Source organism: Bradyrhizobium septentrionale (assembly GCF_011516645.4).
Taxonomy (GTDB): Bacteria; Pseudomonadota; Alphaproteobacteria; order Rhizobiales; family Xanthobacteraceae; genus Bradyrhizobium; species Bradyrhizobium septentrionale.
Genome location: NZ_CP088285.1, coordinates 800,313 through 822,227, shown reverse-complemented (window position 1 = coordinate 822,227; position 21,915 = coordinate 800,313). Strand labels below are relative to the sequence as shown.

General features: G+C 61.1%; 14 protein-coding genes and 6 pseudogenes. 9 read left to right on the top strand and 11 right to left on the bottom strand.

Annotated elements, in window-relative coordinates; all coding sequences use genetic code 11:
• Nucleotides 1-71 precede the first annotated feature (71 nt).
• Nucleotides 72-635 (bottom strand): annotated as a pseudogene (gene tnpC, locus HAP48_RS05825) (IS66 family transposase); the annotation flags it as partial.
• A gap of 682 nt (nt 636-1,317) precedes the next feature.
• Here tnpC (HAP48_RS05825) and HAP48_RS05820 point away from each other — a divergent pair.
• From HAP48_RS05820 to HAP48_RS05810, 3 genes are all read left to right on the top strand, one after another.
• Nucleotides 1,318-1,653 (top strand): hypothetical protein, encoded by a 336-nt coding sequence (locus HAP48_RS05820; RefSeq protein ID WP_224496928.1) that lies wholly within the window; start codon nt 1,318-1,320, stop codon nt 1,651-1,653.
• A gap of 71 nt (nt 1,654-1,724) precedes the next feature.
• Nucleotides 1,725-3,068: an IS1380-like element ISBdi2 family transposase gene (locus HAP48_RS05815; RefSeq protein WP_166204320.1), complete on the top strand. Its 1,344-nt coding sequence runs from the start codon at nt 1,725-1,727 to the stop codon at nt 3,066-3,068.
• Nucleotides 3,069-3,262: 194 nt separating this feature from the next.
• Nucleotides 3,263-4,198 carry a reverse transcriptase domain-containing protein gene (locus HAP48_RS05810; RefSeq protein ID WP_210292796.1) on the top strand — a complete coding sequence of 312 codons (936 nt, stop codon included), beginning with the start codon at nt 3,263-3,265 and terminating at the stop codon, nt 4,196-4,198.
• Between the two features lie 88 nt (nt 4,199-4,286).
• On the opposite strand, the pseudogene tnpC (HAP48_RS05805) reads toward HAP48_RS05810, so the two are convergent.
• From tnpC (HAP48_RS05805) to HAP48_RS05775, 7 genes and pseudogenes are all read right to left on the bottom strand, one after another.
• Nucleotides 4,287-5,201 (bottom strand): annotated as a pseudogene (gene tnpC / locus HAP48_RS05805) (IS66 family transposase); the annotation flags it as partial.
• Nucleotides 5,202-5,323: 122 nt separating this feature from the next.
• Nucleotides 5,324-5,680, bottom strand: coding sequence for an IS66 family insertion sequence element accessory protein TnpB (gene tnpB, locus HAP48_RS05800; RefSeq protein WP_092304020.1), 357 nt, complete (start codon nt 5,678-5,680; stop codon nt 5,324-5,326).
• Nucleotides 5,677-6,114 (bottom strand): IS66-like element accessory protein TnpA, encoded by a 438-nt coding sequence (gene tnpA / locus HAP48_RS05795; RefSeq protein WP_166214480.1) that lies wholly within the window; start codon nt 6,112-6,114, stop codon nt 5,677-5,679. Before tnpA ends, tnpB (HAP48_RS05800) begins: the two co-directional genes overlap by 4 nt.
• 2,159 nt (nt 6,115-8,273) lie before the next feature.
• Entirely contained in the window at nt 8,274-8,987 is a 714-nt protein-coding gene (locus HAP48_RS05790; RefSeq protein WP_224496927.1) for a carbonic anhydrase, read from the bottom strand.
• A gap of 34 nt (nt 8,988-9,021) precedes the next feature.
• On the bottom strand, nt 9,022-9,747 hold the full coding sequence (locus HAP48_RS05785; protein ID WP_166214481.1) for a thermonuclease family protein: 726 nt from the start codon (nt 9,745-9,747) through the stop codon (nt 9,022-9,024).
• 621 nt (nt 9,748-10,368) lie between these two features.
• Nucleotides 10,369-11,652: an IS256 family transposase gene (locus HAP48_RS05780; protein ID WP_166208639.1), complete on the bottom strand. Its 1,284-nt coding sequence runs from the start codon at nt 11,650-11,652 to the stop codon at nt 10,369-10,371.
• An 847-nt stretch (nt 11,653-12,499) separates the two neighbouring features.
• The gene (locus HAP48_RS05775; RefSeq protein WP_338028997.1) at nt 12,500-14,044 is read right to left on the bottom strand and encodes an acyl-CoA dehydrogenase family protein; all 1,545 of its coding nucleotides are present in this window, start codon (nt 14,042-14,044) and stop codon (nt 12,500-12,502) included.
• A gap of 189 nt (nt 14,045-14,233) precedes the next feature.
• On the opposite strand from HAP48_RS05775, the pseudogene HAP48_RS05770 reads away from it, so the two are divergent.
• The 4 genes and pseudogenes from HAP48_RS05770 to tnpB (HAP48_RS05755) all read left to right on the top strand — a co-directional run bounded on the left by HAP48_RS05770 (nt 14,234) and on the right by tnpB (HAP48_RS05755) (nt 16,704).
• Nucleotides 14,234-15,316: pseudogene (locus tag HAP48_RS05770) on the top strand (IS5 family transposase).
• Nucleotides 15,316-15,657, top strand: a complete 342-nt coding sequence (locus tag HAP48_RS05765) for a hypothetical protein (RefSeq protein ID WP_166214483.1) — start codon at nt 15,316-15,318, stop codon at nt 15,655-15,657. Before HAP48_RS05770 ends, HAP48_RS05765 begins: the two are co-directional and overlap by 1 nt.
• A gap of 514 nt (nt 15,658-16,171) precedes the next feature.
• Nucleotides 16,172-16,444, top strand: coding sequence for a transposase (locus HAP48_RS05760; RefSeq protein ID WP_166214484.1), 273 nt, complete (start codon nt 16,172-16,174; stop codon nt 16,442-16,444).
• A 110-nt stretch (nt 16,445-16,554) separates the two neighbouring features.
• On the top strand, nt 16,555-16,704 hold the full coding sequence (tnpB, locus tag HAP48_RS05755) for an IS66 family insertion sequence element accessory protein TnpB (protein WP_176399258.1): 150 nt from the start codon (nt 16,555-16,557) through the stop codon (nt 16,702-16,704).
• A 137-nt stretch (nt 16,705-16,841) separates the two neighbouring features.
• On the opposite strand, the pseudogene HAP48_RS05750 reads toward tnpB (HAP48_RS05755), so the two are convergent.
• Nucleotides 16,842-17,084, bottom strand: a pseudogene (locus HAP48_RS05750) (IS256 family transposase); the annotation flags it as partial.
• 267 nt (nt 17,085-17,351) lie between these two features.
• Between HAP48_RS05750 and HAP48_RS05745 the strand changes: the two are divergent.
• Nucleotides 17,352-18,569 carry an IS110 family RNA-guided transposase gene (locus tag HAP48_RS05745; RefSeq protein WP_224497085.1) on the top strand — a complete coding sequence of 406 codons (1,218 nt, stop codon included), beginning with the start codon at nt 17,352-17,354 and terminating at the stop codon, nt 18,567-18,569.
• 273 nt (nt 18,570-18,842) lie between these two features.
• Here HAP48_RS05745 and HAP48_RS05740 read toward each other — a convergent pair.
• Nucleotides 18,843-19,940: pseudogene (locus HAP48_RS05740) on the bottom strand (IS256 family transposase); the annotation flags it as partial.
• Nucleotides 19,941-20,167: 227 nt separating this feature from the next.
• Between HAP48_RS05740 and HAP48_RS50695 the strand changes: the two are divergent.
• A pseudogene (locus HAP48_RS50695) lies at nt 20,168-20,815 on the top strand (transposase domain-containing protein); the annotation flags it as partial.
• 56 nt (nt 20,816-20,871) lie between these two features.
• On the opposite strand, the gene HAP48_RS05725 reads toward HAP48_RS50695, so the two are convergent.
• A complete protein-coding gene (locus HAP48_RS05725; RefSeq protein ID WP_166214486.1) occupies nt 20,872-21,723 on the bottom strand; it encodes a nodulate formation efficiency C protein in 852 nt (283 codons plus the stop codon).
• Nucleotides 21,724-21,915: the final 192 nt, after the last annotated feature.

Below are 21,915 nucleotides of genomic sequence, written 5' to 3'. Positions count from 1 at the left end.
GCGGGCGAGCGCACGCGCTTTGCGCGAGCGAACGAAAAGTGGCCAGGATTGGTCAAAGGTAAGCGCTGTTTTCAGGCCACAGCTTTGAGGTCGTGACGGCAATAGGCCCACGGCAGCAGGTGATCGATCTCGTTATTCGGATGACCGTTGACGATCCTGGTGAGCGCGTCGGTCAAGTAGGCAAGCGGATCGACATCGTTCAGCTTACAGGTTTCGACCAGGGAGGCGATGATAGCCCAGTGCTCGGCACCACCGTCGGAGCCTGCGAACAGCGCATTTTTCCGGTTGAGCGTGATCGGACGGATCGAGCGCTCTACGGCGTTGTTGTCGAGCTCGATACGGCCATCATCGATAAAGCGCGTCAGGCCCTCCCAGCGTGAGAGCGCATAGCGGATGGCGTCGGCCAGCTTGCCCTTTTGGCTGATCAACGCGAGCTTTGCGCGGAGCCACTGCTCGAAGGCTTCCGCCAGCGGTCGGCTTTTCTGTTGCCGAACGAGACAGCGCTCCTCGGCGCTACGGCCACGGATGTCCTTCTCGATGGCATAGAACTCGGCGATATGCTTGAGCGCCTCGCCCGCAATGGGCGCGGGACCGGGGGCGGCGAGTTCGTAGAAGTTACGCCGCATGTGGGACCAGCTTGCGTCAGGATAAGTCCTGGAAAGGAGGAAGAATGTGACCTGAAACCTTTCAACGTGACCCAGAGGGTTCGACGCCCTCGCGGCAAAGGCGGAGCCCGCCAGCCGGAAGCGAGTCTTGCATGGGTGACGGCAACGTCATTCGTGAAGCGTAGACAGCGGGTACTGAAGCCCTGTGGCAGCCTCGAAATCATGGTCGTGCTGAAGCCTTCGCCGTGTTGGATCCGGGGGCAGCACTGGGAAAGCCGCTATGGTCAGGCTTACCGGTTCGGCCGGGGTCTCAGAGCAGGGCAAAGGTACGGGATGGGCCACCAGGAAACCTGAGAGGTCCCGTTTGTGTCCACATGAATCGGCCGGACAGGAGCACCGGCCTGAACAATGCTCCGGGCCCGATGACCGACTTGGCGAACATCGGGAGCGCAGACGCGAACACGAAACACCAAGGCATGTGGAATCCCGAGGCGAAGACATAAGCTGACGGACATGCGCGGCGGGAAGTCGTAGCGGCTTCGTAGTACCGAGGAAGGCGGGGAACTGGGCTCACCGGGACCCGCTGGAGGGAAGGGAGCCGTCACGCGTTAAGACCCATTGACGAGAAACACGGGAGGGAACCCTGAGTCCCGCAAACCTGTCCACGAAACGACAATGGATAGCCGATCTGGCGAGGCAACATCCCGAGCGGGTGCTGACCGCGCTGCATCACCTGATCGACCGTGAATGGATGCTCGAGGCTTATCGTCTGACGCGCAAGGATGGCGCGCCCGGCGTCGACGGCATGATGGCGACGGACTATGAGGCGAACTTGGAGGTCAATCTTGATGATCTCCTGGCGCGCATCAAATCCGGCCGTTACATCGCGCCGCCGGTGCGACGGCACTACATCCCCAAGGCGGATGGCACGGAACGGCCGCTGGGCATCCCGACACTGGAAGACAAGGTGGCGCAGCGGGCGATTCTCCTGCTGCTAGCCCGTCTTATTCGTCAGAGTGCGCCTGAGAGGCTGGCGAGCGTGGTGTAAAGCGCTGATGCGGCGTAGGATTCGGTTGCAAAGCCAACCCCATCACCTCAACCGCGAACGCCAGGCCCGCCATGACCGATGATACGATTCTGCCCTTCTCGTTTCCAGCCGTTCACGCCAAGAAAGTCACAGCTGCCTTCGATGGCGGTCGGCTGACCTCGAACGGGGGCGTGATGCTTCTGGCGATGGCCGAGCGGCGTCTCGGCTTGGCCGACAATTTGGCCCGGGTGTTCCCGGATCGGCGCGATCCGACGCGGGTCGTGCACAGCCTTGTCGATATGTTCCGCGCGCGCATGTTCGCGATCTGCTGCGGCTACGAGGACGCCGACGACCTCGATCATCTGCGGTCCGATCCCGCATTCAAGCTGGCCTGCGGACGGCTGCCGGACACGGGTCGCGATCTGTGTTCCCAACCGACGCTGTCGCGGCTGGAGAATGCTCCGCGCCTGCGCGACGTGATCCGACTGACCTACACTTTGGTCGACGCATGGATGGATAGCTACCCGCGCGAGCCGGCATCCGTCACGCTCGACATCGATGATACCTGCGATGTCGTCCACGGCCATCAGCAGCTCTCGCTGTTCAACGCTCATTATGACGAACGCTGCTTCCTGCCGATCCACGTCTACGACACGGAGAAGAGCCGGCCCGTGGCGGTCGTGCTGCGGCCCGGCAAGACGCCGGGCGGCGTCGAGGTGCGTGCCCACCTGCGCCGCCTGATCCGGCATATCCGGACGCGGTGGCACAACACGCGAATTACGTTCCGTGGCGACGGGCACTATGCCCGGCCGGAGGCAATGGCGTGGTGCGAGACCAACGGCATCGACTACATCTTCGGTCTGTCCGGCACCAAGCCGCTCGCCAGAAAACTCGACGAGGCCGCCGACGACATCCGCACGCGACGCGCCATCGAGAACCTGCCGGTTCTGCGTGGCTATACCGAGACGCGCCACAAGGCAAAGTCCTGGGATCGCGAACGGCGTACCGTCGCCCGTATTGAGGCGACGATGCTCGGCCTCGACATCCGTTTCGTCGTCACCAGCCTCGATGTCGGCTCGGCCGAGTGGATCTACGACAGCCTGTATTGCGCGCGCGGCCAAGCCGAGAATCTGATCAAGCTGCATAAGACACAGCTCGCCTCCGATCGCACCAGCTGCCGTTCGGCGCTCGCCAATCAAGTCCGCCTCGTTCTCCACACCGCCGCTTATTGGCTGATGCTGACCGTGCGCGACGCGATTCCCAAAGCCCGGGAATTGGCCACAGCCGAGTTCGCGACGCTGCGTCTTCGTCTCTTGAAACTCGCTGCCCGTGTGGTCGAGACCACGAGCCGCATTCGCCTTGCGTTTGCCGCGGCATGTCCCGAAGCCGACCTGATCCGCGGCTTGCCAGGCGCGCTGCTGCCTCTCGGTCCTTGACCGGCGGGGCGTCCGCCCCCCGTTCGCCCAACCTACACCTCAAGCGCGTTGCAAAGTACGGGTCGGTCAGGCGGTGAAAAGCCGAAGGCAATCCCGCGCGCCTCGTCAGAGCAGATGTGCGGCCACATCAATCGGACTAAAAAAAGCACTCTCACGAATAGGACGGGCTAGAGCCGATCTACGAGACGGACTTCTTGCCGTGCTCGTACGGGTTCCGATCGGGACGATCGGCCCATGACGCCCTGCACGCTCTACGTACCGGGTTCATGGAACAAGGGCTGCGCTGGGTGGTGGACGTCGATATCTCGAAATACTTCGACACCATCGACCACGCACACTTGCGCCGATTCCTCGACCAGCGAGTCACGGACGGTGTCGTCCGGAGGATGATTGATAAATGGCTGAAGGCGGGGGTGCTCGAAAAGGGCATCCTGCGCCGCACGACTGTTGGAACGCCCCAAGGCGGCGTGATCTCGCCACTGCTTGCAAACATCTACCTGCATTATGTGCTGGACGAATGGTTCGAGCAGGTGGCGCGACCGCGGCTCAAGGGGCGGTGCCAACTGGTTCGATACGCTGATGATGCGGTGATTGCCTTTGAGGACCACCTGTCCGGCAAGCGATTGCTGAACGTGTTGGCCAAGCGGCTTGATCGGTATGGGCTTCAACTCCATCCGACCAAGACTCGCTTCGTAGACTTCCGGTTCAAACGCCCAGGCGGGCGTCATCCTGCGACGGCGGGGACCACGTTCAACTTCCCTGGCTTCACCCACGTGTGGGGTCTGTCGAGGCAAGGCAAGAATGTCGTCCGTCAGATAACGGCAAAAGACCGTTACGCACGCGCGCTGGCTTCTGTGATGGAATGGTGTCGGCAAAACCTGCACTGTTCGTTCAGGGAGCAGCACGCCCATCTGTCACGGGTAATCCGGGGGCACTGCGCCTACTACGGCATCTCCGGAAACGGCCGACGCATCAGATGGTACCACCACCAAGTCACGCGGATATGGAGGAAATGGCTCGCACGGCGTGGCCGCCACAGCAATCTGCCGTGGACGCGCTTCCGGGCCATGCTCGCGCGATACCCACTGCCAACAGCCAAGATCGTCCACCAATATGCTGCCGTCTCGTGAGCGAAGCTTGCGCGTGAAGAACCGGATGCGGGTAATCCGCTCGTCCGGGTCTGTGAGGGGCGGGGATGGCAACACCCCCGCCTACTCGGCAGAATGCAAGCTGAACGTCGCCACGCTCGGCCAGCTTGCCATAGCCAGCATAGCCATCGACCTGCAGGATCCCCTTGAAGCCTGCCAGATGCGCGATTGGTCGGTCGGCTTTGCGATCGGGAGCATAGACATAGGCGACGCCCGGCGGATCGGCGCCGCCCCATGGCTGGTCGTCCGCTGCATAGGCCCAGAGCTGACCGGTCTTGGTGCGCCCTCGGCCGGGATCGAGCACCGGCATCGTCGTCTCGTCGGCGAACAGCTTTGGCCGTCGCCTGAGCTTGCCGAGGAGGCGCTCATGCAACGGACGCAGGTGGAAGGCTGCTTGTCCCACCCAGTCCGCCAGCGTCGAACGATCGAGCTCAATGCCCTGGCGGGCGTAAATCTGAGCCTGCCGATAGAGCGGCAGGTGATCGGCATATTTGGACACCAGAACCTGGGCGATGGTTGCTTCGGTCGGCAGTCCGCCCTCGATCAACCGGGCCGGGGCCGGCGCCTGCATGACACCGTCCTCGCAAGCGCGGCAGGCGTATTTGGGACGCCGGGTAACGAGGATCCGGAACTGCGCCGGGACCAGGTCCAGCCGCTCGCTTCTATCCTCGCCGATCCGATGTAACTCGCCCTGGCAGCAGGGACAGGTCTTGTCCTCGATGTCGACGACGACTTCGATCCGCGGCAGGTGCGCCGGCAAGGCGCCACGGTTGACGCGGCGCCTACCGGCTTGCACCTCACGGCCTTCAGGTGCGCTGACGTCCTGCGCCGTCTCGCCGTACGCTGCCACCTGCTCGACGTCTTCTAGGCCCAGCAGCATCTGATCTTCAGGCAGCGTCTCTGCCCGCCGGCCAAACCGATGCCGCTGCAATTCCTTGATGATCTGACGCAGCCGTTCGCTCTCGCACCGCTCCGCAAGCAGCATCGCTTTCAGCGTCTCGGGATCGTCAGGCAGGGCGTCGCTCACACCCAATTCAGAGCATATTCGCCGCCAACTGGCGACGCGTCCGACGCTCCTGATTCACTTCGCCGCAGCACCGCCAACAACTATCCCGCTTGTGTTGGCGCCGGCGTCGCCCGTGCTTCATGCACAAGCCGCCAGTCGAGCCCCTCCAGCAGCGCCGACAATTGCGCCGCCGACAGACGCATCACACCGTCCTCGATCTTCGGCCAGCGGAAGATTCCATCCTCCAGCCTCTTGGCGAACAGACACAAACCCGTTCCGTCCCAGAACACCAGCTTGATCCGATCCGCCCGCTTGGCCCTGAACACATAGACAGCTCCCGAGAATGGGTCAGCCCCCATGCTCTCGCGCACCAGGGTAGCAAGCCCCTCCATTCCCTTGCGGAAGTCTACCGGTTTAGTCGCCACCATCACCCGGACCGCACCCGACGGACCGATCACTGGCTCGCCTTCAGCGCCTGGACGATCGACGCAATCATTGTTGGGTCGGCACCACGACCGGCCCGGATCGTGATGCCGTCAACTTCGATCTCGATGATCCCGGAATCCGTCTTGGCCTTGCAGCGCACCGCTTTGCGCTCACGGCCAAGAGCGGGCGCCGGCACTACGGCATCCACCACCGCCGGCACAAACTGTACTTCTTCCACTTCGGAATGACCGCCCGCAGCTTCTCGCAACTGACGGCGCCAGCCAAACAACTGCTGCGGCGACAATCCATGCCGTCGCGCTACCGAACAGACCGAGTCGCCGCTCGCAACGATCTCCGCAACAATCCGCGCCTTGTCCTCGTCGCTCCACTTCCGCCGACGGCCGGCTCCAGTGAAGACCTCAAGCCGCCTCACCGGCTCCGTGATAGCACTATGCCCTGTGTCCATTCTAAGCCTAACGGTTCAAACAAACCGCAGACTCGCAGATCGCCCCGTCAACCGGTAGGTGGCCGCTGAACAGCGCTTACGGTCAAAGCACACCAGGCGATTTGCCTCCCGCGTGCCCGATCTGAGCATCTTCACGATGGGGCTTGTGGAACGTGATCCATTCGGCTGGCGCATTACACCGAAAGGCCGAGCCGTGCTGGCTCACATCGAGAGCCACTCCTTGTCCGAGAGCTCCTCAACACGTCATGCTGATGCTCTGGAGCTTGCTGGCGCTGTTCGCGAACCCTCACCGATGACGCCGAATGTGCCTCGGCGAACAAAAGCAAGATCACGTTTGCGTCGTGATCGGCGCGTTCGAATTGCCCAGCCTGTGTACCCTTAACCCCGGTGTGCAACGATGAGTGTGTCAGGGTCAATCGTGTCGATTGGCCGTGTCTCTGGCATGTCAGGTCTGGCGTTGACTGCTGACGCACCGGACACCATGCTGCCCTACAGGCCGCTAGCGGCGCTACGACGGGCTTGCCGCCAACTTACTTGTCTTCATTCAACTCGACGGTGTCGGCCCAGTCGGCATGTTGCATCGCTTTTGTCGATAGCTTGTTGCGAACAGCCCCTCCGAGCGTCATTAGAGCACGTCGCCTGACCTGCGTTTGTCCGTTTCGTACGGATTTGTGCGTCGATAGCTACATCGTCCGTCAATAGCCCTTGCGCGATCCTTTTCGCGCTTCAGAAAAACGGATCGTAAGGGTAGGTCTTCAATGAGCCTCCTCGGCCGCTCTCGGTTGCATCGCCCGGCCGGGGGTACGCATGCGAAGGCGCGCGTCTGTCTGGTTGCAGGCTGATCGGGGTAGCAGCTCGGCGCTCCCTTGGTTGGCCGTAGTGATGGGCGCGCACTGCTCACAATTCAATTGTGCTTGCTTCTCGAAGGACAGCTGGAGCACGCCGCCTGCCGGGCGACAAACATCACCGATCTGGAGCATTTCCGCGGCAGGCGGGAGTTCACCGCTGGTGGAGGTATAGTGAGTTAGATCTGCGGGGAACATCAGTCTCAGATCTCGGTATGAGATCGGCATCGGCAAACAGTCCGGGCAATCTGAGCGAGCATGATGCGCACTGGCCGCCTCTCGTCGACGCAACTTGGGTGCAGCAAATGATGCCGACAAGCTTGTTCGGTTCGATACCCTTCGTGCGATCCCGCTGCATTGCGCGAACGCAGATGCTTAGCAGATTGAGGACATGATCGATTCAAAAGGGCGCAGGATCCTTGGATAATTCGAGTGAAGGTAGCTGGAGCAAAGTGCATGGAAGAACGCATGCTATGTTTTTAGAGTTGAGAGCAGTTCAGGCGGCAGAGAGTACGAGGTCATGCAGTTCGAGAGGACGACAAAGTGCGCATGAGTTGTGAGTGGGAGGCTGGGCAGAGCGGGATGCATTGCAAGCACCGCATCAATCTTCTTGTAGGGACAAGCGCCGAAGGGCTCGGCAATGTCTTGCCGTGTGAACGGGACATGAAGGCGACCCTTGCCGACGAGGTCGACGCGCTCGAGCCGCGCGGCAGCGCCTCTCGCGAACCAAGGTTTTCGATCCGCTGCCGATAAATGGCAGAGCTGGACAGATCCAAGGAGGCTGCTCCGAAGTCGGCGGTTCGTTCGTTGCCTGATGCAGGAGAAACCCTCAAGATGCCGACGCGAGTAACGCTATTCCTCAGATCAGCTGCCTGGGTGACCGTCGTGGCCGCAGTCGTGCTCTATTTGATCTTCAGTCCTGCGTGAGCTAGATCCTCAACGGACGATTTGTATCGATGCCATGGCGGATCGCCAGCGGCGAGAAAATTCTGCTGGGCTCGCTGGTGCGGAGGCCGAGCTCAAATCCCAGCGCGATCTTCCGCTCGAGCCAACTCTGTGAGCCAGGACGAACTAACGAGACATCCAGGTTGTCGGCCGGGCCAAGAATCTCTCTTGGTGCTGGCCGCGTGTCGCCAGAATAAGTACAAGGATTACAACGAGAATTAAGAGCCCGCGCATGAGCTATCCGAAGCTGTACTAGAATTGTTGACGATATCCAGGGCACTTGCTGCGGCGGATGAATGAGCGAACGTCGTCCGAGGTCGCTGTTGAGCCAGTAAGGACGAGGCCGCCGCGCATGGCGGCCGCCATCCATTAGCTCAGCAGATCGACTCTGCCCGTATCAAGCCTGTAAAGGCCCCCGACAACCATCAGTCTGTTCTGCTCAACTGCCCGGTTTAGAACCGGTCCCGCCAATCTGAGTTTATTGACGTTATCGATTACATTTTGCCGGGTCGCATTGGCGAACGTGTCGCCGCCTTGCTGTCGAGATTCCTTAACCGCAGGTGCAAGTGCGGCGACGAGCGATGGAATATGTCCCAGCGGCGGCTTGTCGTCGTTGAGCGCCTTGATCGTGGCGTCTACTGCGCCGCAATGATCGTGACCAAGTACCACAATCAATGGCGTGTTCAGCACGGCCACGGCATACTCCATGCTGGCGAGCGTGTCCTCGTTGACGAAATTTCCGGCGAGTCGGCAGACGAACAGATCACCAAGTCCGCTGTCGAAGGCCAGTTCTGGCGCAATACGAGAATCAGCGCAGCCCAGAACCGCGGCATATGGATTTTGCCCACCGACCAAAACCCGGCGCTCGCGTTTGAAATCGTGGCCTTGGGAAGCGCCCTGGACGTAGCGATCATTACCTTCCATTAGCCGCTTCAGCGCAGCATCTGGAGAGAGCAGATTATCCGGCTTCGGCCGCGGTTTTGATTCCTTCGCCTCGACGATATGGTCGGCAAGCAGCATGCCGACAGCCGACATAGTGAACAGCAACAGAGAACGGCGCGAAGGTTCGATCGAATGGCTCATGCTCGAAGAATCTGCTTGCATGTGTGGTGGCACCCTATCGCGCGGCTTTACGCCATCCCAAGGCGGTCGCTTCCGATTCGCTGCAGAGCCAACGTTCACCTAAGTTCTTCGTCATATCGATTTGTTCGTAACCGTTTTGCCCGGGCAAGTGGTAAATGCGCTCGCCCTTACGGCCCACGGCGCCCTTTATCAGACACTCCTGTGAGGGCGGGTCGGTCAGCAAAGCGGATCCGAGCAAGAGTTCTTGAGCGTCTGAGGGCACCGAGCTTACGCCAATAATGATCGTCGACTGGTTGCGATGGCGCCAATCCCAAGGTGCGATGAACGCCCCGGACCAGATGCCCGCATAGGCATTGCTCGCAACAACCTCATAGATGGCATAGCTTGCTGCGGAGCGTGCCGATAATAGCGCCCATCCCGAGCGTACCATCCACGCGTTCACATCCTCGCCTGCGATGAAGCAGTTGCCAAGCGACCTCCTGTACACATCTACCCCTGTGGTATGGCAATCCCAGGTTCGCCCGTTCGAATGCTTGATGAGCTCATCGCGAGCAGCTATGCCACAAGCCCATTTCTGGCCATGAGCGTCGAGGCAGATCTGATCAGTCTCTGGCGCCTCGATGCCCGAGAGCCGGATTTTGGTCTGCTCGATTTCGATCGTGTTGCCGTCGAGAATGCGGGGAGCGCCGCTGAGTGTCGCCGCGCAAACCGGAGATGCGATGATAGCGAGCAATGCGGCCATCATCATGCGTTGTTTCATATCTGACAACCTTTCGCTCTTGGTCCATGGGCCCAGACACACGTGCAATCGGTCACCGCTACATTCGACCGCTTGATCACACATCTCTGCCATCTGGCCTGTGCATCGTACGAGGTTTGCTTTGTCGTTCGTGATTCTCACCCTGCGTCCTGACGCAACGTGAGGTTCAAGCAATTTCGTCTGGTGTGGGCGTTGCGATATGCTTGCGACCTGGCTTACCCCGTCCAGCCTCGGCCGTAACGGTGATGCTCGGGCTTCAAACGTCTCGTTGGATATTCAACAGCTGATCCAGCCTCTGTTCAGGCCGATCAGATCAGCTGCCAAAATTGCAGCGGGAACGGCGGCTTCCCGCCGTGCGGCATACTATTGATCGCGAATAGCGCCATTGCGGGGTCTGCGACTAGTCACAATTTGACCAGCGCGTTGGGAGGCCACTGGATAACCTCCAGTTCGAGCGGCGCGCTGCCTGGTTCATTCGAGCGCCGTTATCGATGCGAGCCAAAGGCGCTCGGTTGAGAGTCTGGAAAGCGCCCTGGAGTATTAATGCGATCTGGAGTTCGTTTTTTGGGAGCTACGGCAGCTGCGCGAGCTATCGCCAAATTTTGGTGACGGCGCGGCCGGTCAGGCGGCGGCGGTTATGGGCTGACGGTCAGTCGGTTGGGCGATGACCTCGATCCCGTCGTTGAATGTCACACCGAGAACGAGTTTTGGCAACTGGTTGTGGCCATCGAGACGACGCCAGCTTTTCTGCGCGGCCTCAAGCAGTTTGAAGACCATCGCGAGCGCCGTTCTGTTGGACAGGCAGCCCTTCGATCGGATCGTGCGGTGGCGCACGGTAGCGAAGGTGCTTTCAATGGGATTGGTGGTCCGCAGGTGTTTCCAGTGTTCGGCCGGGAAGTCGTAGAACGCCAGTAGCGTGTCCCGATCCTTGCTCAGGCAGTCGGCCGCCTTCTCGTATTTGGGCGTGTAGCTCTCGATGAAGGCGTCGAACGCCAGCTCGGCGGCGGCCTTGGTTTCGGCCATCCAGATCTCCTGCAACGCGCGTTTGGCTTTAGGCTGCTGGCTCTTCGGCAACTTGGCGATCACGTTGGCGGTCTTGTGTACCCAGCAGCGCTGCTCGCGCGTTTTCGGCCAGACCTCGCCGGCGGCCTTCCAGAACCCGAGCGCGCCGTCGGCGATGGTGAGCCGCGGCGGCACGCCGAGCCCGCGCCGCTTCAGGTCGAGCAGCAGATCGCGCCAGTCCTGCGCGCTCTCGCGGGCGCCATCGGTGAAGCCGACCAGTTCCTTGCGGCCCTCCGGCGTCGCGCCGATCAGCACCAGGATGCACTGCTTTTCGTCTTCGAGGCGTGCTTGGAGATGGATGCCATCGGCCCAGATGTAGACGTAGCGCTTCGCCGACAGATCGCGCCTCTGCCACGCGGTGTGTTCGTCAAGCCAACCGTCCTTCAGACGGCCGATGGCGGATGCCGACAACCCGGCAGCATTCTTGCCGAGCAGCGCCGCCAGAGCCTCGGAGAAGTCGCCGGTGGAGATACCCTTCAGGTAAAGGATCGGCAGCAGCGTCTCGATCGATTTCGAGCGGCGCATGTAGGGCGGCAGGATCGACGGAGAGAACCGGATGCGGTCGGGATCGGTAGCCTCCGCCTCGCGATCGCGGACACGCGGCTGGCGGACGCCGACCGGACCGATACCGGTCATCACCTCGCGTTCCGGCAGGTGACCGTGGCGCACGACGCGCTGGTGGCCGTCCGCAGTCTTCAAATCGGCATGCTTGCCGAGAAAGTCCGCGACCTCGGCCTCGACCGCCTGGGCCAACAGAGCACGCGCCCCATTGCGCAAGATTTCGGTGAGTTGATCGTCGACGTTTCCTGGCTGAATCAACTTGATGATGTTATCTTTGGACACGGCATATCGCTCCTTCGGTCGAGAAGTGGAGGCGTCAAGCACCCCCACGATATGCCGCCTTCCCGATTCCCGCCGTCACCAACTTTCAGCGATAGCTCCAGCTGCGCTTGTCCCAAGTGGTAAGACGATTCGGCAGAACTTGAGCCGGCGGTGCAGCGGTGCTGGTCCGGAGGGTGCATGGCGAACACGTCGGCGGTAATTGCTGCCGGACATGCTGAAATAATTCCTATAGTCCGTCGATCTACGGCGACGCCGTCGATATCCCTGTGTTCGCGGCGGTTCGCCACACCGGCTACTCATCACGGCAGGTCCGGCGTGTTGTCCTACTTTGTCACGGATGATTTCAGCGTCGGCGTACGCGGTCGCTATTGGCGATGCGGACCAAAAAGGACAGCGACTTGACACGCACAGGCCGTGGTGGCCGGGGAAGCAACGTTTTCGAAGTTCAGCATGAAACCCTGGCGGGCGGTTCTCTCAGGCCTGCTTTGGGTTCAAATAGAAAGGGGAACTGTGGTCAACCTCCAACCTTCAGAGCAGCGACCGTACGACTGACTTGCGCAGTATCGGGGATAGGGGCGCGGAGGCTCAAGACGACTGCGTTATTTCCACCACGCATCATTGCCACCACGCATCGCAATGTGTTTTCAACGAGAAGCCTTAAGCACCATGAGTGAGGCTACCGTGGCGCCGTCCTCTCCCCGCCGGGACGCAAGCTGAGGCGCTCAGCGTTTTCTTCGAACAGGCTTTCGGACGCCAAGCGTTCGCTGAGGAGCGAGCGTGAATCGGGGCGTTCGCAATGCCAGCAGTTATAAGACGGGCCTCCTCGCTCCCCTTGTTAGCTACGGGATCAGACATACTGCTCCAGCTTGAGGTAATCGCTCGTGAGGACAGGTGAGCGGATAGAAGAAGCTGCGTCTTGAAGGAAGGTATTCAGTGTCCGACTAGCGCGAACGCGGCCTTCGAAAGATAGCCGTGCCGGTGCGCGAGTACGGAGAGTTGCTAGTTCGGAACCAACAAGGTCAGCCGCGGCAGCGGCGCAATCTGCGGCGGAGAAGCAACCAGCAGACATGACAGCTTGTGCCAGTCCTAGTGTGGTGAGCCAACCTGCATAGATTAGCACGGCACCGTCTGTCTCATTGAGCCCAGAGAGTTTCTCAATTGCAGCAGCATGGACCGGCGCCGCACCAAGAGACAGAAAAAGATCGGCTATTTCGTCACGTGTGGCTCTAGAGAGAAGGCAGCGGCCGAGATGTGATAGGAGCGCCTCAGTCGGACCTTCGAAGATGCGGAGAATGCGAGCGTCTCGATAAATTTTAGCTACAGGCGTTCCCTCATCGTAACCACGGCCACCTAACAGTTGTAAGCATTGATCTGCGACGACGCCGCACCACTCCGACGACAAAACCTTCGTTGCCGACGCAAGGTGGACGTTGGGCGCGCTCTGCGCTGAGACAAGTCGGCAGGATGCAGCTAGCATTGCCTTCACTACTTCCCGCCGGAGTACCATCTGCTCAAATAACTGCTCGATATAGCTGTTCTCGATCATGCGCAGCTTACCCAGTCGACGATGGCTTGCATATGAGGCTGCGACCTGGATAGCGCGCTCAAGGGCTCCAAGACCCATAGCAGCCACACCGATGCGCCCGCGGTTCATACTAGATGCTGCTGCTCCCCAGCCGTCTTGATCGCGAGAGAGCACGTAAGCACTCGGCACCTCGACATTCTGGAACTCCAGAGTATTTTGAATGATGCCACGTAGACCGAGTGTGCGATGCTCGTGCGTGACCTTTAGGCCCGGAGCCTGCCTATCAACGAGCACACCAACGAGCCGACCTTTCGCATCGGGACCAGAGGCTCGCGCAAAGCAAACGATCCAACGAGCCCAGTCAGCGAGGCCGATCCAGATTTTGCGGCCAGAGATGCGAACTCTATCTTCGTGCATGAAAGCCGAAGCCTCTATATGCCGCGGAGCAGAGCCAGCGCCAGGCTCCGTCAAAGCGAAGGCGCAAAGGTCGCCGCGTGTTGCACCCCACATGACATGTCTTTGTTCAGGGATGTGCGGTGCCGCTTCGATGCAGGGCAACGCCAGGAAGTTATGGATCACGAGGGTCGAGGCAGCCGAGACATCGAAGGATGCAGTGGCGGAGATGAGGTCGATGGCCTCTTGCAAGGGAAGAGCTAATCCGCCGTGCTCTGCTGGTGTAGTGAGCCCGAACAGTCCATGCCTTGCCAATATGCTGTGTAGGGTCGGAGGGAATGCTCGGCGGTCATCCGCGTCTGCGAAATTCAACTGATTCAGGTCATCGATCAAGCTGGAATATAGGGCAGGTGCACCACCGTCAGCTGTGCGTTCCTGCGCCTCCCCGAATGGAGAGTAAACTTGAGAGTACATAGCCATTAGTGCAGAATGGATGAGCCCGCGCTTCGTGCCAATCATCCCCGGGGCTAGCTCGATCACACAATGGTATATGTGGATGGGAGCGTAGCATGAGCAGGCTGCCCTAGCAGGCTGTTGAAAAAGGTGCTCGCCGCCGACCAGCGACCGTGATTCATTGGCTCTGACGAGATTCGGAGATGGTGCGTGCGCGGCGGCGACAATCGAACGGGCGAGCTGTTCAGCTACGTCGATCTGGAGGCGCGGGTGCGGCGTGACCATCCGCTGCGAGCGATCCGGACGATCGTGAACGAGGCGCTGTCGACGCTGGAGCGCGAGTTTGCCGCGCTCTATTCGCCGATTGGGCGGCCGTCGATCCCGCCGGAGAAGCTGCTGCGGGCGATGCTGTTGCAAGCGTTTATTCGATCCGCTCGGAGCGGCTTTTGATCGAACGGCTGGAATACGACCTGCTGTTCCGCTGGTTCGTCGGAATTGGCGTCGACGACGGAGCCTGGGACCATTTGGTGTTCTCGAAAAACCGCGACCGGTTGCTGGAAGGCGACATCGCGGCCGAGTTCCTCGCGGCGGTGCTGGCGCAGCCCAAGGTGAAGAAGCTGCTGTCGAGCGATCACTTCTCGGTCGATGGTACGCTGATCGAGGCCTGGGCCTCGATGAAGAGCGTGAAGAGGCTCTGGCGCGCCGCCGGCGCAAGGCGGCGGGCGCAATGCCGAAGCGGACTTCCATGGCCAGAAGCGCTCGAACGACACCCATGCTTCGACCACCGATCGGGATGCCAGGCTTTACCGCAAGGGAAAGGACAAGGAAACGAAGCTGTGCTTCATCGGGCATGGGCTGATGGAGAACCGCCACGGCCTGCTGGTCGACGCCTGCCTGACGCGGGCCGACGGGCATGCCGAACGGGTGGCCGCGCTGCACCTGATCGAACCGCGTGCCGACCGGCCGACAGCGATCACGCTTGGCGCCGACAAAGCCTACGACGCAGAAGACTTCGTCAACGAGCTGCGCTCGATGAACGTGACGCCGCATGTTGCGCAGAACACCAGCGGCCGCAGCTCTGCGATCGACGGGCGAACGACCCGGCACGGCGGCTATGCCGCCAGCCAGCGCATCCGCAAGCGGATCGAGGAGGCATTCGGCTGGATCAAGACGGTCGCCGGGCAAGAGAAGACCCGCTTCCGTGGCCATGAACGCGTCGGATGGGCCTTTACCTTCGCTGCCGCCGCCTACAATCTGGTGCGGCTGCCAAAGCTGATCGCGGAGGCCGGCTGATGGCCAAGGTGCCCGGCTTCGCCAAGGCCTTTGCTGGCCGTTGGCGCATCGTCGAAATGGCCAACTGGGACGGCGACTTCCTCGACCTCGTCGAACAGGCGCATCTCACCTTCACGGGCAAGTCCGACGGTGAAATTGCCTTCGGTGCGCTGAAGGGCTTCCTCGATGTCCGCTACGGCGCGCGAGACGGTTCGGCCTGCGCGGAGTTCTCATGGGAAGGGCACGATGAGAATGACCCCGCCTGCGGTCGCGGATGGGCTATGATCGGCACTGCGGGCAGGCTCGCCGGTCACTTCATACACAATGGCGACGATTCAGCCTTCGTTTGCGAACGCGGCTGAGTTCTTCAACAGCCTGCTAGGTCTGGATTTGTCGCGAGTGCTGCGCGGGCGTCAGTGACCTCCATTCTCCCCGAGAGTCACGCATTGAGTGGTCATCCGTCCCAAAGAGAGAGCAGGGAGAGCTCCGTCATGCGGCTATGGCCAGCAGAGTGAGGCGATGCTCGCTTGAGAGGAGAGTCGCGCGTCCCTAGACTCATATCCACTACTCTCTCAATCAATCCAACATTCACCGTTCCAAAGACCGCAAACAGCCTTTTGCCGATCGATCCCTTAACGTCAGCCCCATAGAGCACCTCCGCGCGAATTAGGTGCTCAGAAAGGAATCACAAGCGATTCGTTCGATTCAAGATTCTGGCCGATCAGCGGATCAGCCCGTGTGGTCAAAGTTATGGGTAATTGAAAGCAAAGAGACCCGTTTGGCGGAGTGGGTGAGCGATCGGCTATCGGATGTTGAGTTTGGAAGCCGATGTGAGCTTCTATGTCTGCGCCTAGTTCTGGAACTAGAACCTTGCATATGATCGAAGTGGTCGCCGACCGTCTTGAGGGAGCGCCGCGTCAGCTTCGCCGACGCTGGTCGGACGAGTTCAAGGAGCAAGTTGTGACAGAGGCGCTGGAGCCTGGCGCGAGCGTCTCGACGATCGCCCGCCGGATCGTCATTCACCCGTCGCAGTTGTTCGCCTGGCGCCGTGATGCTCGGGCCGAGCGGCATTGTCGCTCGCGGCACTCGGGTTGCGAGGGTGTGGTGGCGTCTGTGACAGGTGCATCGAAATTGCGATGGGCGAGGTAGTCGTGCGCGCCGGCGTCGATGTTGACGAGGCGCACTTGCAGCGGGTGATCCGGGCGGTCCGTTCGGCATGATCCCCTCTCGTGTGAAGGTGTTCCTCGCCAGCCATCCAGTTGACTTCCGCAAGGGTATCGACGGTCTTGTTGCGCTTGTGCGGGGATGCCGGTTCAGATCCGTTCGACGGTGCGCTTTATGTATTCCGGGCCAAAAGAGCCGATAGAATCAAGATCGTATGGTGGGATGGCTCCGGCGTGTGCCTCTAAAACGTCTTGAAAAGGCGACGTTCTGTTGGCCGCAGATCGGGCATCATCGGGTGCAGATGAATCCTGCGCAGTTGATGGCACTGGTGGATTGAATGGACTGGAGAGCTATCGCCAAATTTTGGTGACGGCGCGGCCGGTCAGGCGGCGGCGGTTATGGGCTGACGGTCAGTCGGTTTGGCGATGACCTCGATCCCATCGTTGAATGTCACACCGAGAACGAGTTTTGGCAACTGGTTGTGGCCATCGAGACGACGCCAGCTTTTCTGCGCGGCCTCAAGCAGTTTGAAGACCATCGCGAGCGCCGTTCTGTTGGACAGGCAGCCCTTCGATCGGATCGTGCGGTGGCGCACGGTAGCGAAGGTGCTTTCAATGGGATTGGTAACCGGTATGAGATTTCTCGGTGCCGATGTTCCGCTGCGATATTCAAGATCGTAGCGTATGGTGCGACCATCGGGACAGAGGCACCGGGAGCACGAAGGTGCGGGCAGGCCGATGCATACGATGAGCCGCGAGCTCGAGTTAGTAGCTGGCCGCCTCTGCGACTCGCCCGGTTGCGCTGAGAGCGCGAATCCGTAGTTGTCGTGTCGCCCGTAGCTCCCGTCATGTATTCTGATTGGCAGGAGGTGCGAATGCGACGGGTGATTGGCATCGACGTCCACCGAACTTTCGGGGAGGTGGTGGTTTGGGAGGACGGCAGGCTCAGACATGCGGGCCGCATTGATATGACGCGGACTGCGTTGGAGGGATTTGGCAAGACCCTGCTGGCCAGTGATGAGGTGGTGGTCGAAGCGACCGCCAACAGCATGGCGGTGTCGCGGGTTCTGGCGCCGTTCGTGGCACGGGTGATTATCGCCAATCCGCTGCAGGTGAAGGCGATCGCCCAGGCTCACGTCAAGACCGACAAGATCGATGCCGGCACGCTCGCCAGTCTGCAGGCGGCCGGGTACCTGCCGCAGATCTGGACGCCTGACGCGGAGACCGAACGCAAGCGTCGGCTGGTGGCGCGGCGCTACCAGCTCGTGCGGCATCGCACGCGGCTCAAGAACGAGGTGCATTCGATCCTGCACGCGCACCTGATCCCGAAGTGCCCGCATGCCGATCTTTTCAACGGCCGCGGCCGGGCGTGGTTGGCCGCTCAACCGTTGCCAGACGATGAGCGCGCGGCGATCGATCGGCACGTCCGCGAGCTTGACCGGCTGGCGGAAGATCTGGCCCTGCTCGACCGCGAGATCGCGCAGGACGCCATCGACGATTCCGCGGTCAACAGATTGATGACGATCACCGGCGTCAACTTGGCGGTCGCCGCCGGCATCGTGGCGGCGATCGGCGACATCAGCCGGTTCAACAGCCCGCAGAAGCTGGTGAGCTATTTCGGGCTGAACCCGCGGGTGCGGCAGTCCGGACTGGGCGCCGCCCATCACGGCCGCATCAGCAAGATCGGCCGCAGTCACGCGCGCGCCATGCTGGTCGAGGCGGCCTGGGCAGCGGCCAAGGCGCCCGGTCCACTGCATGCGTTTTTCCTGCGCATCCGCGCCCGGCGCGGCCATCAGATCGCCGCGGTGGCCGTGGCCCGGAAGCTCACCGTGCTTTGCTGGCATTTGTTGACGAAGGGCGAGGATTACCTGTGGGCGCGCCCGGCACTGGTCGCCATCAAGACCCGCGCGATGCAGCTTCAAGCCGGACATCCGCAACAGAAAGGCAGCCGGCGTGGGCCAGCGTATGCCTACAACATCAAGGCATTGCGCGACCGCGAGATGTTGATTGCCGCCCAGGCAGAGCAAAGCTACGAGCGCTTGGTGACGCAATGGAAACCACGGCGGCCAAAAACCGGCGCGCGGGCGCCTCAGCTCGGCAGGACAAAATAGGGCAGCCCGGTGACGCTTGCAGCCGATGCGCCACGCTTCGCCACGAGGTCGCCCGCGCCCACCAAGGATAATCCCGCCTGACGGCAAGGGCCAGCCAGGAATGCAGTCCCGTTCCACGCCAGCATGCCGCCGTGCTCGGGCCGGTCAAGGCCAAGCCTTGCGGTGGCCGCAAACGCGGCCAGCCTTGACCGCCCCTGCGCGCGGCGGCTGCGAGATCGGTGGCCGGGACGGAAGAATGGCCCGCGGCGCAGCCGAACAAAAGAATGGACGTACGCGATTTCTGCAATCGTCATCTCGGTCATGAAAAAATCGCTTGTCCATCTCATCCGTGGTCCGCAGGTGTTTCCAGTGTTCGGCCGGGAAGTCGTAGAACGCCAGTAGCGTGTCCCGATCCTTGCTCAGGCAGTCGGCCGCCTTCTCGTATTTGGGCGTGTAGCTCTCGATGAAGGCGTCGAACGCCAGCTCGGCGGCGGCCTTGGTTTCGGCCATCCAGATCTCCTGCAACGCGCGTTTGGCTTTAGGCTGCTGGCTCTTCGGCAACTTGGCGATCACGTTGGCGGTCTTGTGTACCCAGCAGCGCTGCTCGCGCGTTTTCGGCCAGACCTCGCCGGCGGCCTTCCAGAACCCGAGCGCGCCGTCGGCGATGGTGAGCCGCGGCGGCACGCCGAGCCCGCGCCGCTTCAGGTCGAGCAGCAGATCGCGCCAGTCCTGCGCGCTCTCGCGGGCGCCATCGGTGAAGCCGACCAGTTCCTTGCGGCCTTCCGGCGTCGCGCCGATCAGCACCAGGATGCACTGCTTTTCGTCTTCGAGGCGTGCTTGGAGATGGATGCCATCGGCCCAGATGTAGACGTAGCGCTTCGCCGACAGATCGCGCCTCTGCCACGCGGTGTGTTCGTCAAGCCAACCGTCCTTCAGACGGCCGATGGCGGATGCCGACAACCCGGCAGCATCCTTGCCGAGCAGCGCCGCCAGAGCCTCGGAGAAGTCGCCGGTGGAGATACCCTTCAGGTAAAGGATCGGCAGCAGCGTCTCGATCGATTTCGAGCGGCGCATGTAGGGCGGCAGGATCGACGGAGAGAACCGGATGCGGTCGGGGCAGGTCACCTCCGCCTCGCGATCGCGTACACGCGGCTGGCGGACGCCGACCGGACCGATACCGGTCATAACCTCGCGTTCCGGCAGGTGACCGTGGCGCACGACGCGCTGGTGGCCGTCCGCAGTCTTCAAATCGGCATGCTTGCCGAGAAAGTCCGCGACCTCGGCCTCGACCGCCTGGGCCAACAGAGCACGCGCCCCATTGCGCAAGATTTCGGTGAGTTGATCGTCGACGTTTCCTGGCTGAATCAACTTGATGATGTTATCTTTGGCCACGGCATATCGCTCCTTCGGTGGAGAAGTGGAGGCGTCAAGCACCCCCACGATATGCCGCCTTCCCGATTCCCGCCGTCACCAACTTTCAGCGATAGCTCTGGACTGGAAGCGGGTCCAGACCGTGGCGGTCAAGCCGCCGGAAACTGTTGGGTATAGCGCTGCGGCGAAGTGAATCAGTGGGCTGAAAAGGCAAGAGAACCGGGGCAAAATGTGCTCTGGTCGGGTCAATGACGCCGCCCGATCACAACCTCCCGAATGACGTAAAGATGCTGAGAGCCATGGTGCTTGCGATGGCCGAGAGGCGGCCCGCGCCGATGCTCTGGAGAGCGAAGTCGCCGATCAGGGCGCGCAACGCCGATGCCGATGCGCGTATCGAGCGGCTGACGCAGATCCTGAAGGTCCTTCGACCGCGCCCGGTTCGGCCGACGAACCGGAAAAGCTCGGCTCTGCGAACGGTGACGATGAACAGCAGACCTTTGTCTTCGAGGAAATCGAGACCGGCATCGCTGCGATCAAGGCCCAGGTCAACGAGGGCCGTGAGCAAGCGGATGGCAAGCGTACCGCGTCGGCGCCAGGGCTTTGCGCCCCATCTGGAACGGATCGAAACGGTCATTGAGCCGGAAGAGCTGGCTGAGCATGCCGTCAAGCAGAAGGTGGTGATCGGCGAGGACGTGTCAGAGCGTCTGGATGTGGTGCCGGTGAAGTTCCGTGTGATCGTTACGCGCCGTCAAGAAGGAGGACGGCGTGATCCAGGCCCGGCCCCGGTCCATATTATTGAAGGAGGCATTCCGACGGAAGCGCTTTTAGCCCAGATCGCCGTCGCCAAATATGCCGATGGCCAACCGCTCTACCGGCAGGAGGCCATCTACGTCCGCGTGAGTAACAGAATGCGCTAAGTGCAGACCGCATGGCTGCTCCGTGACGCTCAGTCTCAAGGAGTTATGCTGGGATCATGATCTGTGGGGCCATTTGCCGAGGCCTTTCGCGCCTTCTCCAATGCGTCATGTTCATCTGGCTCTATGCGATCGAACCAAGAGCCCGGAGGAAATGCCGCGATGCGCTTGGCAAAGAAGGATTGCGGCTCCCAATCTCGTCGCGCCCGCTTCTCGAAGGTGATGACCCCGTTGCGGGTAAAATAGCGCGGCCCTGGAATGTTACAGTTCACCAAAAGCAGGACACGCCACATGTCACCCTTATCGGTCGCATTCTCATTCGGCTTCGGCACGTAATCCACTACAACGGGTTCCATGATATTGCAGCGGCCGCGCCGCAGAAGATTGCCGAGCTTTCCTTGCGCCGTCGTCACGAAGTTGAAGTTGGCCGGATCATGCAGAAAGTGAAGATTAGCGGTCCTTTCGCCATCTGCGATTTCACCGGCGATCAGCGAGAGCGCAAAGGCGCGCCAGCCCAGTTCAATGGGCTTTGCATATGTCGACGCCACTTCAATGCCTCCGTCAGATGCGACCTTCCAGGTGATAACGTACACTTCGTCTGATGCACGCTCGTGGTGCCTTGTCCACGACAGATACACGTATTCAGTTCGGTCAACTCCTTCAGCGACCCCCCACGTTTGAGTGACGAACTGCGCCACCTTCGAGACTTTGGAGGTAATTTGTTCTATGGTCTCGCCGTCCTGCGCTCGCCATGTTGACCTGACCCGTTCGACAAGGGCGTTGTCGTTGGCGCGAACACTGTTGCTCGTCGTGGCCAGCTCGGCGTGGCAGATCAGCGATCGAATGAGCCAGAACCAAAGCACATGTCTTCCAACCGTTTTACGCTTCATAGTTGTCGGCTCGTCTGGCTTTCATCCACACACATCAATTCCGAGGCGGGTAACTTCAACGCGCTATGCGCGATCGCATGAAGTTAGCGGCGACGTGACGGGGGCGCCCGCTGGTGTCCCGCGCGAGCAGGCGTAGTCCCCTTTGTGTCACGCGCCGCTAACTTCGGTGGCTAGCCACAGCCTCAACTTGCA

Bases quoted from the DNA above. Each gene is read 5' to 3' on its own strand.
- HAP48_RS05815 (WP_166204320.1), top strand. From the start codon at position 1,725: ATGACCGATGATACGATTCTGCCCTTCTCGTTTCCAGCCGTTCACGCC.
- tnpA (WP_166214480.1), bottom strand. From the start codon at position 6,114: ATGGACACAGGGCATAGTGCTATCACGGAGCCGGTGAGGCGGCTTGAG.
- HAP48_RS05790 (WP_224496927.1), bottom strand. From the start codon at position 8,987: ATGAGCCATTCGATCGAACCTTCGCGCCGTTCTCTGTTGCTGTTCACT.
- HAP48_RS05785 (WP_166214481.1), bottom strand. From the start codon at position 9,747: ATGAAACAACGCATGATGATGGCCGCATTGCTCGCTATCATCGCATCT.
- HAP48_RS05775 (WP_338028997.1), bottom strand. From the start codon at position 14,044: ATGTACTCTCAAGTTTACTCTCCATTCGGGGAGGCGCAGGAACGCACA.
- HAP48_RS05765 (WP_166214483.1), top strand. From the start codon at position 15,316: ATGGCCAAGGTGCCCGGCTTCGCCAAGGCCTTTGCTGGCCGTTGGCGC.
- HAP48_RS05760 (WP_166214484.1), top strand. From the start codon at position 16,172: ATGATCGAAGTGGTCGCCGACCGTCTTGAGGGAGCGCCGCGTCAGCTT.
- HAP48_RS05725 (WP_166214486.1), bottom strand. From the start codon at position 21,723: ATGAAGCGTAAAACGGTTGGAAGACATGTGCTTTGGTTCTGGCTCATT.